Raw genomic sequence first — 14096 nt, 5'->3', positions numbered from 1 at the left:
GGCACTGACGTTTCGATTTAGGTGCGATGGAAGGGGGATGCCAGTGTCGACGCGGCTTTGCCTGCATTTTTTCAGCAAGGCCCGCTGTTTTTCTGCAAGGGGTTGCAAAAAAGCCCGGCCTTCGCCGGGCTTTTCGCTTATCTTGCCGTCAAACGGTTCAGGCCGACTTCTTCTTGTCGTCGTCCTCGTCGATTTCCTCGAAATCGGCGTCGACAACGTCACTGTCCTTGGCGGCGTCCGCCTTGGCGTCGGCTTCCGCCGCTTCCTTCTGCGAAGCCTCGTACATGGCCTGGCCAAGCTTCATCGAAGCCTCGGCAAGCGCCTGGCTCTTGGCTTCGATGTCGGCCGGGTGGTCGCCTTCGGTCGCGGTCTTAAGCGCCGCGATCGCGTCGGAGATCGCCGTGCGCTCGCCTTCCGAAACCTTGTCGCCATATTCCTTCAGTGACTTCTCCGAGGAATGCAGCAGCGCTTCGGCCTGGTTGCGGGCCTCGACCAGCGCCCGCCGCTTCTTGTCGGTCTCGGCATTGGCCTCGGCGTCCTTGACCATCTTCTCGATGTCGGCGTCCGAAAGACCGCCCGATGCCTGGATGCGGATCTGGTGCTCCTTGCCGGTGCCCTTGTCCTTGGCCGAAACGTTGACGATGCCGTTGGCGTCGATGTCGAAGGTGACCTCGATCTGCGGCACGCCGCGCGGCGCCGGCGGAATGCCGACCAGGTCGAACTGGCCAAGCGCCTTGTTGTCGGCGGCCATTTCGCGCTCACCCTGGAAGACCCGGATGGTCACGGCCGACTGTGAGTCCTCGGCCGTCGAGAACACCTGGCTCTTCTTGGTCGGGATCGTCGTGTTGCGCTCGATCAGGCGGGTGAACACGCCACCCAGCGTCTCGATGCCGAGCGACAGCGGCGTCACGTCGAGCAACAGCACGTCCTTGACGTCGCCCTGCAGCACGCCGGCCTGGATGGCGGCGCCGAGAGCAACGACTTCATCCGGATTGACGCCCTTGTGCGGCTCCTTGCCGAAGAACTGCTTCACGATCTCCTGGATCTTGGGCATGCGGGTCATGCCGCCGACCAGGACGACTTCGTCGATCTCGCCGGCCTTCAGGCCGGCATCCTTCAATGCAGCCTTGCAAGGGGCAATCGTGCGCTGGACCAGGTCGTCGACCAGCTGCTCGAACTTGGCGCGCGTCAGCTTCAGCGTCAGGTGCTTCGGCCCGGTCGCGTCGGCGGTGATAAAGGGCAGGTTGATTTCGGTCTGGGTGGTCGACGACAGCTCGATCTTGGCCTTTTCAGCCGCCTCCTTGAGGCGCTGCAGGGCAAGCTTGTCGTTCTTCAGGTCGATGCCCTGTTCCTTCTTGAACTCGGCCGCCAGGTATTCGACCAGGCGCATGTCGAAATCCTCGCCGCCGAGGAAAGTGTCGCCATTGGTCGACTTGACCTCGAACACGCCGTCGCCGATTTCGAGCACCGAAATGTCGAACGTGCCGCCGCCAAGGTCATAGACGGCAATGGTCTTGCCTTCCTTCTTGTCGAGGCCATAGGCAAGCGCTGCCGCGGTCGGCTCGTTGATGATGCGCAGCACTTCAAGGCCGGCGATCTTGCCGGCGTCCTTGGTCGCCTGGCGCTGGGCGTCGTTGAAATAGGCTGGAACGGTGATGACCGCCTTCTCGACCTTCTCGCCGAGATAGGCTTCCGCCGTCTCCTTCATCTTCTGCAGGATCATGGCCGAGATCTGCGAGGGCGACTGCTTCCTGCCGCCGGCTTCGACCCAGGCATCGCCATTGTCGCCCTTGACGATCTTGTAGGGGACAAGCTTCTTGTCCTTCTCCGTCACCGGATCGTCATAGCGGCGGCCGATCAGGCGCTTGACCGCGAAGATGGTGTTTTCAGGATTGGTGACCGCCTGGCGCTTGGCCGGCTGGCCGACCAGACGTTCGTCGTCGCCCGAAATGGCGACGATGGAAGGCGTCGTGCGCGCGCCTTCCGCATTCTCGATCACCTTGGGCTCCTTGCCATCCATGATGGCGATACACGAGTTGGTGGTGCCGAGGTCGATACCGATTACTTTTGCCATTTTTCTAGTCTCTCCGCTAAGCAGGCTATCAGGACCCGTACAGGCGTTCCGACGAAAGCCCCTGTTCACAAGAAATCCCGTTCCGGCAACCGGCATTCCGGCGCCGAACGGCTTGGCGCGTATATAAGAACAGGCGGCATCGCGCGCAAGCATTCTGCGCAAGGCTTCCATGAACCTTTCCACCTCCGCCCGCGACTGATCTCCAGGTGCCGCATGGTGCGGCCCGGAAAGGAAGCCCCCATGACCAATAACCCAGAGACTCCCAGGTCTCCGGGAACAACAGGAGCTCGGCGCGACCACCGCCTTCGGGACGAGGTCGATGCGCTGGGCTTTCTGTTGATTCCGTTGACCCTGCGTAAGAGCAGGCGTATCGTCATCTTGAGGAAAGCAGACAATTCGATCAGGGAAGAACGAGCCGGACCGCCGCGCCTTGCCCTGATTTGCGCGGCCAGACCCGACGTTCTCCCGTCGACTACGGGGGGTAGTGTCATGTCTCGCATCCGCGGCTCGTTTGTGTCGTCTCTTGCTGGCGGCTTGCGCCGCGCTGTGCATCCAGGCGGGTTGCTGGCACTCGGCCTGTGGCTGGGCGCCGCACAGGCGCAGGAAACCCGGATCATTTATCCCGGTTCGATGGCGGTGACCGGATTTTCCGGCACCATCATTCCCAATTTCGACCCCCCTGATTCCGAAAAAGAGGGACTGCCGCCCGGCGTCGATCCGGTCGACGAAACCTTCATCGACACCACGCGCGCCACCTTGCGCGTCTTCGACGTCTCGCAACTGGGCGGACCAGCCACCGGCCAGCTCGTCAACACGCCACCGCCCTTCGAGGTGACGGCGGAGCAGGTCGGCCAGGTGTTCGGCGTCACCTACGATGACGGCGTGCGCGACGGCGTTCCGACGGGCATTCCCAATCTCTATGCCGGCGCCACCTCGCTGCACGGCATCCGTATCGTCACCCCGGACGCCGACGATGACGGCCGCCCCGAGCGGCAGCGCCGCGGCGCTGCCGGCGCCATCTTCATGGATGGCCAGTTCGGCACCGAAAACGGCGGCGGGCCGGGCACCGTCTGGAAGATCGACGGCATCACCGGCCAGGTATCCAAATTCGCCGACATCGACACCAACAGCGGTCCCGGCATTGGCAATCTCACTTTCGACGCCACTCATCGCGAGTTCTTCGCGTCCGATCTCGATACCGGCCTGATCCATCGCATCGATGCCGAAGGCAGGCTGATCGACAGCTTCGATCACGGCGTTGCCGGCCGTCCCGCGCATGGGCTTGCTCCAGTCGCCGACGACGGTTCGGTGATGGACATAAAGGGAGCGACCTTCGACAGCGAAGACCCCGACAGCTGGGGCTACACGCAGGACGAGCGCCGCGTCTGGGGCGTCTCCTACCATGGCGGCCGGCTCTACTACTCGGTCGGCGAAAAGTCGGAAATCTGGTCGGTGGGCATCGCCCGCGACGGCAGTTTTGTCGGCGACCCGCGCTGGGAACTGACGGTCAAGGCCGACAAGGACTACGCCGTCACCGACATCGGCTTCGACAATAGCGGCTTCATGTACCTGGCCCAGCGCGGCCCAGTCGAGAACCGCTACGATTACAGCCAATTCGCCGATTCCGGCAAAGGCGAGGTCATCCGCTACTTCCGAGAGAACCCGGACGATCCGGAGACGGAATCGGTCTGGGTCGAAGTGCCGCAGGAATATGCGGTCGGTTTCCCGCAGGGCAACCGGCAGGCCGCCGGCGGTCTCGACCTGCAATATGGTTATGATTCCGACGGCAATCTCGACACATCGGTCTGCACGCAGACGCTGGTCAACACTGGCGACAAGCTGCGCGACAATCCTTCACTCGCCGAACGGCTCGCCGCCGGCGGGCCGCTGGCCGTGCATGGCGTCCAGATCACGCCGAAAGAGCTGGTCAAGCCGGCCAACGTGCCGCCCTTCGGCTCCTGGTTCGTCGACTTCGACGGTTATTTTGAAGATCCGGAGGTCGAGGGCCATGTCGGTGACGTTGCCGTCTGGCATCCTTGCGAGGGCCGCGCCGGCTATTACGAGGAAATCCCGGGCGGCTACCTGCCCCCCTTCTACCCGCCGGATTTCCCGCCACCCGGCAACCTGCCTCCGTGCATCGATGTCGAGGATATCAGGTATTACTGTACGCCTCGCGGCCTCCAGGCCGATCTCTATCTCCATGACCACGCCGGCTTCGGCGGCGATTCGATCAAGGCCCAACCTTCGAATGAGACAAAGTCCAGGACGCCAGGCGTCGGGGTGACATCATCCCAGTCGCATGCGCCCGGCAAGCCTTACACGGTCGACATCACCGGCCACTATCCGGGCGACAGAGTGGATGTTGGACTTTGCTTCTACAGGAAGTCCGACAAGGACAAGGGTGGCTACTACCCTTGCTGCAAGATGATCTTGCCGCTCCGAACCCCAGCCGTCAGCTGCGAACGTTGAGGAGGGGAAGATGAAAAATCTCGCACTCTCCCCGCTCACGACGAGCTCGCAATCCACAGTCATGGAGACGATCATGAAACCCCTGTCATACGCCAGGCGCGGCGCGCGCTGGCTGATGGCGGCCGGTATCGCGGTCGCCATGTTCACCCCTGTGGCAAGCCACGCGGAAGACGCCGCCCCGATCACCCCGGAACTGAGGCTCGATCTCGACAATTCGAAGATCGTCAATCCGAGGCCGGAGCGGGCGGTGCCCTTCTTCACCAAGAAAGGCACCCAGCGGAGCTGCGACTATGTCGTCTACTCCCTGAGCTTTGGCCTGCGCGGCGATGCGCAAGCCTTCGCCGACCTGACAGCCTTGCTGAAAACGCTCAAGATCGAGTTCAAGGACCAGCTTCCACACGGCCTTTCGATCGTCAGCGCGAATGTGTCGGGCGACGGCACGGACGCTTCGGGCGGACCATTGCCCGGCGTTTCGATCAGCACCTCGGCCGGTCCGAACGACACGGCAACGGTGTCCAATTTCCGGCTCTCCGCCGCTGATCTCGACGGCGCCGGTGCCGCCAATGAACGCGTCATCAACTTCCAGATCACGGCCAGGATCGACCATGCGGCGTTTCCTTCGCCGACCGTGATCGACAACCAGGGTGTGATCAAGGTCAGCAACGGAGCCGGCCCCGGGACCATTATCCCGTCGCAGGATCCGGGCAAGCCCGACGATGGCGACTACAAGACCGGGGCCAAGACCTCGATCAAGATCGACCTCACCAACTGTGATAAGCGGCCACCGCCTCCCGACCGGGAATGCTTCAAGGTGGAACGCGGCACGGTGGACTGCGTGCCCGGCGGCGGCGCCTTCATCTACCACATGCCGGTCGGCCCGGAGATGGGCGGCAAGTGGGTGCAGGTGTCGACGACCACATCAGGCGTCACCATCATCCCCGACACCCAGTTGGTGCCGGCGGGCGGCGGTGTGCTCAACTGGAAGATCGTCGGCGCATCGCCCGGCGACGTCATCCACCTCATCGTCACCGGCATCGAAACCTATGCCGGTTCGAAGGAAGGCTGGGGCCTTTGCTGCACGCAGACGATCGACATCGTCATCCCGCGTGACCAGAGGTGCCCGCCCAAGGACAAGGAGCCGGACCTCAAGGTCGAGAAACGCGCCGACGTGACGCGTTGCACGATGGGTGGCGGCTGCGACTTCACCATCAGGGTCACCAATGTCGGCACCGGTGCCTACCACGGCAAGATCGTGCTCGACGAGGTGACGCTGCCGGCCGGATCGACGCTCGATTCAGGACCCAATCCGCCCTGGGTCTGCGTACCCGGCGCCACCCCGATGATTTGCACCTACCCAGTAACCACGCTCAATCCGGGGGCCTCCGTCAACCTCAAGCTCGGCTTCAAGCCGGCCGGAGGCTGGCAAGGCAGCGTCTTGCGTAACTGCGCCACCTATAATTACGGCGCCAGCGGCAAGCCGCTGTTCGGCAGCCAGTCGAACGATCGCGGCTGCGCCTCGATCCCGATCTGCCGGCGTGGCGATCGTGACCGCGACTGCCGGCCGCCGGTCGAGAAGAAGGTCGACCTGATCCTGAAGAAGCGTGCCCGCGTCCCGGTCTGCACGGCCGACGGCATCTGCCACTTCGTGATCGACATCATCAACAACGGCACATCGACTTATAACGGGCCGCTGACGGTGATCGATAGCTACCCGGCCGGCGCGCCGGCCTCCTCGACCTTCGGCCCAAGCCCGCCATGGACCTGCGTACCGACAGGTCCCGGCCTGTTCCGCTGCGACCATGCGGGGATCTCGCTGCCTCCGGGCGGCTCGACGCCGATCGTCGTCAAGGCGGTCATGCCGGCCGGCTATCAGTCGGACATTGTCGAGAATTGCGCGACGGTGAAGCCCATCCCCGGCGAAAACGACCTCACCAACAACAAGGCCTGCGCCAAGGAACGCTTCCGCCATCCCAATGGCGGCAAGCCGACCCTGCGCATCACCAAGGTCTGCAACGGCTCGCTCGCCGGTGCCGCGCTGATCTCTTGCCGCATCACCGTCATCAGCCTTGGCACCGCTGCCCCCACCGGTCCGGTGCGGGTCAACGATGCCGCCACGCTGGTGGCCGGCGGCGCGCCTGTCCAGATCCAGACCGTCACCCCTGACGGCGCGGAATGGGCGTGCGGACCGGTTCCGGCCAACGCGCTGTCGTGCCAGATTCCCGGTGCCGTCATGACACCTGGAACCAGTCGCCACTTCGACGTGACGGTTTCGGCCAATGGCGCGTTCGAAAACTGCGCGCGGGGCTCCTATGGGCCGGCACCGGGCGACGACGTCGTCTATCCCTTTGGCCAGGCCTGCGCCAAGGGCGGCGGCGCCTCGACCATCCGTGTCGAAAAGACCGGCGACCGCGAATGCACGCTCGGCCAACCCTGCTCGTTCGAGATCACCGTCACCAATGACGGAGCGACCGCCTTCTCCGGGCCGGTCCGCATTGGCGATGCGATCGGCGTGGAGGGTCTCGGCAGGCTGGAAGGCGTTGAGATCACGTCGATCGATCCGCCCTTCGGCTGCTCGCCGGAACCGGCAACCTTGCCTGCGTCCTGCATTGCCAATTTGTCGCTCGGCGCCGGCGAAAGCCGGGTGCATCATGTCACCGTGGTCATTCCCGACGACGGTCGTCTGGCCAATCTGCAGGGCAATGTCAGCGGCCAGAACTGCGTCGGCGTGCTCTCTCCCGACACACGGGTGCAAGGCGGTGGCGACGTGCTTGGCGGCGATCAGGCCAATGTGCAGGGCGATCGCGGCAAGGCCTATGCCTGCCATCCCTTCACCATCAGCCAGGAGACGAAGAAGGAATGCTCGCAAGGCTTCGTCATGAACGGTGCCGGCCGCTGCGTCTGCCCGGAAGGCACCACCTACCGCAACGGCCAGTGCTCGCCGGGCGGCGGTATCGTGCCGAAGCCGGAACAGCCGAAGCGCTGTGTGCTGCTCGAAGGCCAGATCCGCACCGAGGACGGACGTTGCGTCTGCCCACGCGGAACCGGGCTTGAGAACGGCAGATGTGTCAGGACCGACAAGCCCGAGCAGTGCACCATCCGTGGCCAGGTCCACAATGCGGATGGCGATTGTGTCTGCCCGAGAGGGACCGAGGTGCGCAATGGCGCCTGCCGTCCGATGCGGCCAAAGCCCGAGCAGTGCACGATCCGTGGTCAGGTTCACGACGCCGACGGCGATTGTGTCTGCCCAAGGGGTACCGAGGTCAGAAACGGAGCCTGCCGCCCGATCCGGCCGAAGCCTGAGCAATGCACGATCCGTGGCCAGGTCCATGACGCAAAGGGCAATTGTGTCTGCCCGAGGGGTACCGAGGTGCGGGGCAATGCCTGCCGGCGCAAGCAGCCGACGCAGGAGCAATGCGACATACGCGGCCAGGTCCACAACAAGCGTGGCGAGTGTGTCTGTCCGCGTGGGACGCAGGTGATCAACGGCGCATGCCGCAAGCCCAGGCAAGAGGTGGAATGCGCACCGGGCTCGCAGATGATCAACGGCCAGTGCCAGCCGATCATCAGGCGGCGCTGCCCGGAAGGTACGATCGGACGCTATCCGAACTGCCGGCCGCTCCGCGGGCAACCGTCGCTGGAGCTCAACCCCGGCCTGCTGCTGCAGCAGGTACTGCCACGGCGCAGGCCGCAGGTCGAACAGCAGCAGGATCCGGTTCCAGACAGAATCCTGAAACTCCAGCAGCAATAACGATCTGCTCGACGCCAGACCAGAAACCCGCCGGAGCAATCCGGCGGGTTTTCTTATGGCTCCGAGGCAAGCGGAAATTGGCTGCAACAGGATCGCGGACGCCGCAACGCCACCTCCGCCCGTGCAGCCGCCGCGCCCGTGCCCTCGACAAGTCGGCTGGAGCGCATTAGGCAGTCGATAGAGCGGCCGAACGAGAAGGGCACTCGGAAAGGCCGCATCCATGAGCAGAAAGACCCTGATTGCACCGTCGGTGCTGGCGTCGGATTTTTCCAAACTCGGCGATGAGGTCGAAGCGGTGGCGGCGGCCGGCGCCGACTGGATCCATCTCGATGTGATGGACGGGCATTTCGTGCCCAACATCACCTTTGGCCCGCCGGTGATCAAGGCGATCCGCAATCGCACCGAGGCCTTCTTCGACTGCCATCTGATGATTGCCCCGGCCGACCCCTATCTGGCCGCTTTCGCCGAGGCCGGCTGCGATGGTTTGACCGTCCATGCCGAAGCCGGCCCGCATCTTGACCGCTCGCTGCAGACCATCAGGAATCTCGGCAAGAAGGCCGGTGTGTCGCTCAATCCGGCGACGCCGGAAAGCGTGGTCGAATATGTGCTCGACCGGCTCGACCTGATCCTGATCATGACCGTCAATCCGGGCTTCGGCGGCCAGGCCTTCATCCCGGCGATCGTCGACAAGGTGAAGCGGGTCAAGGCCCTCATCGGCGGCCGGCCGATCCGCATCGAGATCGACGGCGGTGTTTCAGCCGAAACCGCGCCGCTGGTCACCGCCGCCGGCGCCGACGTGCTGGTGGCGGGCGCCGCCATCTTCAAAGGCGGCAGCGTCGAGGCTTACCGTCAGAACATCCAGGCGATCAGGACGGCAGCCGACCACGCAGCCGGCTAACCAGCGCTTTTCCCGCGTTCAGCCCGGCATGCCGGCCAAGGTTCTGGTACCGGCCGAGGCTTGTGATGGTCTGATGCGCAACGGTATCGGATCTGGAGCGGCTGCCTGATTCGGCCTCAAGGGTCCTCACAGCAGACAGTTGATCCCGCGCGCATACAAAAGAACAGAAAGAACAGATTCTCCTGCGTGCATACAAAACATGTTAAGTTCCCGCAGGTTGTGAAAATGAGCGGAATTACAGCATTGAGCTCCAGATGCCGCATATTCCTTCGTGCTAAAGTACAATAACGTGATCTTGTGCTTGAGCAGGCGAATGCCCGCACTCTATGGTACAAGTACGAGAAGGCGAATGCTTTCGGACTCGAATCGCCCAAGACAAGTCTTGGGGACAAGGAGTCGCTATGACATACGGAGCTGCCAATCTGAACGACGACGCTGCGGGACCGAAGAGTACGCTTGCCAGTACGGTCTATCAGCAATTGCGGGACGATCTTCTCGGTGGTGTTCTTGAGGCCGAGAGCAAGCTGCGGGTCGAATGGGTGGTCTCCAAATATGGAGCCGGCGCCTCGCCTGTCCGCGAAGCTCTCAATCGCCTCGCCTCGGAAGGACTTCTCGGCCGGCACGATCAGCGCGGCTTCTTCATCATGCCGGTCAGTGCGTCGGAACTCGAGGAGCTGACGCGCACCCGCTGCTGGCTCGAGGAGCGGGCGCTTCGCGAATCCATCGCCCACCGCACCGCCGAATGGGAAGAACAGCTCGTGCTGGCGCTGCATCGCCTGGGACGCGCGTCACGCCTGTCTCCGCAGGATCTCTTTTCGCTCAATCCCGATTGGGAGAGGCTGCATCGTATCTTCCACAGGGTGCTGATTTCGGCCTGCCGGTCGCAATGGCTGGTGGGATTTTGCGACCAGCTCTCCGATCACGCGTATCGCTACCGGCAAATGGCCATTGATGGCGAAGGCGTCCAGCGCGACGATTTCGGCGAGCATCGCCTGATCGCCGAATGTGCCCTGGACGGCAATGCCGACGGTGCCGTCGAGGCACTGCTCAATCACTACCAGTTGACTGCCGCCATGTGCATGAAGCGCTTCGAGCAGGACGACGAAACGAAGGAACTCGCCCGCAAACGCGCTCGGCGATAGCAGTCGTGTCCTGGCGGGCTCTTGCGCTCGTTTCTTGCTCGCAATCCGCGCCGAGCGCGGCTGGCGTGAACCGCTGTCGGCGGGCTTGACGGCGTGGCCAAGAACCGCGAACTCTCGCCGCCGAGGCATGCCGCGACAGGCGCATGCTCGGCGCCGCCGCACCCAGGGAAGTCTTCATGAGCAATCATCTGTTCGATGCGTTCCGGTCCCGGATGCCGGCGCCAGCGCGCTTGCTGATGGAAACCGATGATGGCCGCTCGCTCACCTATGGCGATATGCTGGCCCGCTCGGCGCAGCTTGCGCATGCGCTCCTGCAACTCGATGTCGAACCCGGTGACCGCGTTGCCGTGCAGGTCGAGAAGAGCCCGGAAGCGGTCATGCTCTATCTCGCCTGCCTGCGAGCCGGCGCCGTCTTCCTGCCGCTCAACGCCGCCTACACGCTGGCCGAGCTGGAGTATTTCTTCGGCGACGCAGAACCACGCCTGGTCGTCTGCGATCCGGCAAGAGCGGCCGACATCGGCGCGCTGGCGGAAAAGTCGGGCGCCGTCACCGTCACGCTCGGCCGGGACGGCCAGGGATCGCTGCCCGATCAGGCCTCGCGGCTGCCGATGGATTTTCATGACGTAGCGCGTGGGCCGGATGACCTCGCGGCGATCCTCTACACGTCGGGAACCACGGGCCGTTCGAAAGGCGCCATGCTCAGCCACGAGAATCTTGCTTCGAACGCGCGCGTGCTGGTCGAGCACTGGCTTTTCACTGGAGACGACGTGCTGATCCACGCATTGCCGATCTTCCACACGCACGGCCTGTTCGTCGCCACCAATGTCGTCCTGATGGCCGGCGCCTCGATGCTGTTCGAGCAGAAGTTCGATCCGGCCCGCATCGTCTCGCTGCTGCCGCGTGCCACGGCCCTGATGGGCGTTCCGACCTTCTACGTGCGCCTGCTGCAGCAGGATGGGCTGGACCATGAGGCGGCAAAAAACATCCGTGTGTTCATTTCCGGGTCGGCGCCGCTGCTGGCCGAGACGCACAAGTCCTGGCGCGAGCGCACCGGCCACGCGATCCTCGAACGCTACGGCATGACCGAGACCAACATGAACACCTCGAACCCCTATGAGGGCGAGCGGCGCGCCGGTACCGTCGGTTTCCCTTTGCCCGGCGTCACGCTTCGCATCGCCGATCCAGACAGCGGCGCAGCGCTTGCGCAGGGCGAGTTCGGCATGATCGAGGTGAAGGGCCCAAACGTCTTCGGCGGCTATTGGCGCATGCCGGAGAAGACCAAGGCGGAATTCCGAGCCGACGGTTTTTTCATCACGGGCGATCTCGGTATGATCGACGCCGACGGCTACGTCCACATCGTCGGCCGCGGCAAGGACCTTATCATATCGGGCGGCTACAACATCTATCCGAAGGAACTCGAAAGCGAGATCGACGCGCTCGACGGGGTTAGCGAAAGCGCCGTCATCGGCGTTGCCCATCCGGATTTCGGCGAAGGTGTCACCGCTGTCGTCGTGCGTGCGCCGTCATCACGGATCACCGGTGCCGAAATTCTCGGCGCCATCGCCGGGCGGGTGGCGAAATACAAGCACCCGAAGCGGGTGATCTTCGTCGATGAACTGCCGCGAAACACCATGGGCAAAGTACAGAAAAACGTGCTGCGCGATACCTACAAGGACATATACGCACCATAGTTGGGCGGTGCCTGGGGCAGGGCGCCTTACTCCTTGCGCGGCCTTTCGGCCCGGCTGCCGGAACCCCACAAGGCACGCTTCAGCAGGTTGCGCTTGCGTGGGGCGAGGTTGATGTCGCTGACAAGCTTGGCGCCGCCCTCGCGCCGTTCCAGGGTGATCTTGCGGCTGTGGAAGGCTTCCAGCTCGGCCCGGTGCGCCACGCTGATGATGGTGACATCAGGCAATTCGCGGATCACCGTCGCCATCATGGTGTCCTGGCTCTTCTCGTCGAGCGCCGAGGTTGCTTCATCCAGCACGACGATATCGGGGCGGTGCAGCAGCAGGCGCGCGAAGGCGAGACGCTGCTTTTCGCCGCCCGACAGCGTCTGGTCCCATGGCGCTTCTTCCTTGATCCTTTCGGCAAGGTAGGCGAGGCCCACCTTGTCGAGGGCGGCCTTGATCTGTTTGATCGTCCACTTGTCCGCCGCCGCGGGATAGGCGACCGCGCGGCGAAGCGTGCCCGAGGGGATGTAGGGGCGTTGCGGCAGCATGAACAGTCGCCTGTCGGCGTGGAAATTGACGCTGCCGCCGCCCCACGGCCACAGGCCCGCGACGGCCCGCACCAGCGTCGACTTGCCCGAGCCGGATTCGCCGGCCACCAGCACCCGCTCACCGGGTTCGATCGCAACCTCGGTCTCCTTGACCACGGCGGTGCCGTCGTCGAGCGTCACGGAGAGATCGTCGAGGCTGAGCATGGCACCGTCGTCGGTTTCGCCGTGCTGGATGCGTCCAAGCGCATCGCTCTGCTCCGCACGCTCGAGCCCGTCGAGCGACATCATCAGCGAAGCTACGCGCCGCGCGGAGGCGTTCCAGTCGGCAAGACGCGGGTAGTTGTCGACCAGCCATCCGAACGCGCCTTGCACGATGCCAAAGGCGGACGCTGCCTGCATCACCTCGCCAAGCGTCATTGAGCCTTCGAGGAATTTTGGCGCGCACAGCAGGATCGGCACGACCGGCGCAAACAGGCTCGATCCCTGCGACACCGCCGCCGTGCGCATGTGCTGGCCCGTCAGCAGCGCCCATTGCCTCAGCACATGGCCGAAATTCCTGTCGATGCCGCTGCGCTCCTCTTCCTCGCCGCCCAGCAAGGCGATGCTCTCGCCGTTTTCGCGCACGCGCGTCAGCGTGTAGCGCAGTTCGGCCTCCGCCTGGTTCTTCCGCTCGGAGAGCTGGACGAAATTGCGGCCGATGACCACCATCGCGGTCGAGGTGATGGCGGCATAGATCATCGCGGTGATGACCAGGAAGCCGGGAATGGTGATGCTCTCGCCGCCGATCGGCAAAGTGAGCGCGCCGCCGATGGTCCACAGCACGACGATGAAGGTCGAGGCAGACAGGAACGCGTTGAGGACGCCGGCGATGAAATCGACCGGCGACTCGGTGGCGATGCGCAGATCCTCGGTCATGCGGGCCTCGGGGTTCTGGTGGTCGCCGCCGACGAGATTCAGTTGGTAGTAGCGGCCGCCTGCCAGCCAGCGCGCGATGACCGCGGTGGTCAGCCAGGAACGCCAGCGGCGCTGGATCGTCATGCGCAGGTAGACCTGCGCGACGACAAGGCTGCCGCTGCAGATTACCAGCGGCACGAAGACGGCGCTGAGGAAATAGACGCTGCGGGCGTTGCGCTGCTCGAGGGCATCGAACATCGAACGGTTCCAGACATTGATGCCATACTGGAAGCCGATATTGATGCAGATCAGCAGCAGCACCCCGATCGTCAATGGCCAGGCAAGCCGGTCGCCGCGCCGGCTCCAGTAACCGCGCGCGCTGATCCAGAAACGCCGCAGCAGATATTTCTTGCGCTCCTGCTCGGCCCCTTCGGGCGTCAGTTGCGGATCGGGCTCGACAGCATCCGGTGGTGGCCCCGGCTGGCCGTCGACCTCCGGGGCAGCTTCGGCACTCGACAGCTTTTTTTCGCGCAGCTCCTCGTGGCGTGGCCTTTGGTCACGCGGCGCTTTCTGTGGCGGCTTCAAGGCACCGCGCGGTTTGATGCCGTCGGCCTGTTTCAATTTGGGTTTCGCCTCGGACATACGCTCCG

The 14096-nt window shown here is 63.9% G+C and carries 7 protein-coding genes; 5 read left to right on the top strand and 2 right to left on the bottom strand.

Annotated elements, in window-relative coordinates:
* Positions 1-157: 157 nt before the first annotated feature.
* Positions 158-2074 carry a molecular chaperone DnaK gene (gene dnaK, locus AC0L2U_RS15045; protein WP_473602122.1) on the bottom strand — a complete coding sequence of 639 codons (1917 nt, stop codon included), beginning with the start codon at positions 2072-2074 and terminating at the stop codon, positions 158-160.
* A gap of 213 nt (positions 2075-2287) precedes the next feature.
* On the opposite strand from dnaK, the gene AC0L2U_RS15040 reads away from it, so the two are divergent.
* The 5 genes from AC0L2U_RS15040 (at position 2288) to AC0L2U_RS15020 (ending at position 12022) form a co-directional block, all read left to right on the top strand.
* Positions 2288-4543 (top strand): hypothetical protein, encoded by a 2256-nt coding sequence (locus AC0L2U_RS15040; protein ID WP_473602121.1) that lies wholly within the window; start codon positions 2288-2290, stop codon positions 4541-4543.
* 10 nt (positions 4544-4553) lie between these two features.
* On the top strand, positions 4554-8291 hold the full coding sequence (locus AC0L2U_RS15035; RefSeq protein WP_473602120.1) for a DUF7929 domain-containing protein: 3738 nt from the start codon (positions 4554-4556) through the stop codon (positions 8289-8291).
* 220 nt (positions 8292-8511) lie between these two features.
* Entirely contained in the window at positions 8512-9189 is a 678-nt protein-coding gene (rpe, locus tag AC0L2U_RS15030; RefSeq protein ID WP_127271687.1) for a ribulose-phosphate 3-epimerase, read from the top strand.
* Positions 9190-9590: 401 nt separating this feature from the next.
* Positions 9591-10331, top strand: a complete 741-nt coding sequence (locus tag AC0L2U_RS15025) for a GntR family transcriptional regulator (RefSeq protein ID WP_473602119.1) — start codon at positions 9591-9593, stop codon at positions 10329-10331.
* Between the two features lie 176 nt (positions 10332-10507).
* Positions 10508-12022 (top strand): malonate--CoA ligase, encoded by a 1515-nt coding sequence (locus AC0L2U_RS15020; protein WP_473602118.1) that lies wholly within the window; start codon positions 10508-10510, stop codon positions 12020-12022.
* Between the two features lie 26 nt (positions 12023-12048).
* Here AC0L2U_RS15020 and AC0L2U_RS15015 read toward each other — a convergent pair whose 3' ends face one another.
* Positions 12049-14088: an ABC transporter ATP-binding protein/permease gene (locus tag AC0L2U_RS15015; protein WP_127808426.1), complete on the bottom strand. Its 2040-nt coding sequence runs from the start codon at positions 14086-14088 to the stop codon at positions 12049-12051.
* Between the last annotated feature and the right edge of the window lie 8 nt (positions 14089-14096).

The organism is Mesorhizobium sp. WSM4808, from assembly GCF_055811675.1.
The sequence above is the reverse complement of the archived record's forward strand: the minus strand, read 5'-3'. Positions and strand labels throughout refer to the sequence as shown.

Bases quoted from the DNA above. Each gene is read 5' to 3' on its own strand.
- dnaK (WP_473602122.1), bottom strand. From the start codon at position 2,074: ATGGCAAAAGTAATCGGTATCGACCTCGGCACCACCAACTCGTGTATC.
- AC0L2U_RS15040 (WP_473602121.1), top strand. From the start codon at position 2,288: ATGGTGCGGCCCGGAAAGGAAGCCCCCATGACCAATAACCCAGAGACT.
- AC0L2U_RS15035 (WP_473602120.1), top strand. From the start codon at position 4,554: ATGAAAAATCTCGCACTCTCCCCGCTCACGACGAGCTCGCAATCCACA.
- rpe (WP_127271687.1), top strand. From the start codon at position 8,512: ATGAGCAGAAAGACCCTGATTGCACCGTCGGTGCTGGCGTCGGATTTT.
- AC0L2U_RS15025 (WP_473602119.1), top strand. From the start codon at position 9,591: ATGACATACGGAGCTGCCAATCTGAACGACGACGCTGCGGGACCGAAG.
- AC0L2U_RS15020 (WP_473602118.1), top strand. From the start codon at position 10,508: ATGAGCAATCATCTGTTCGATGCGTTCCGGTCCCGGATGCCGGCGCCA.
- AC0L2U_RS15015 (WP_127808426.1), bottom strand. From the start codon at position 14,088: ATGTCCGAGGCGAAACCCAAATTGAAACAGGCCGACGGCATCAAACCG.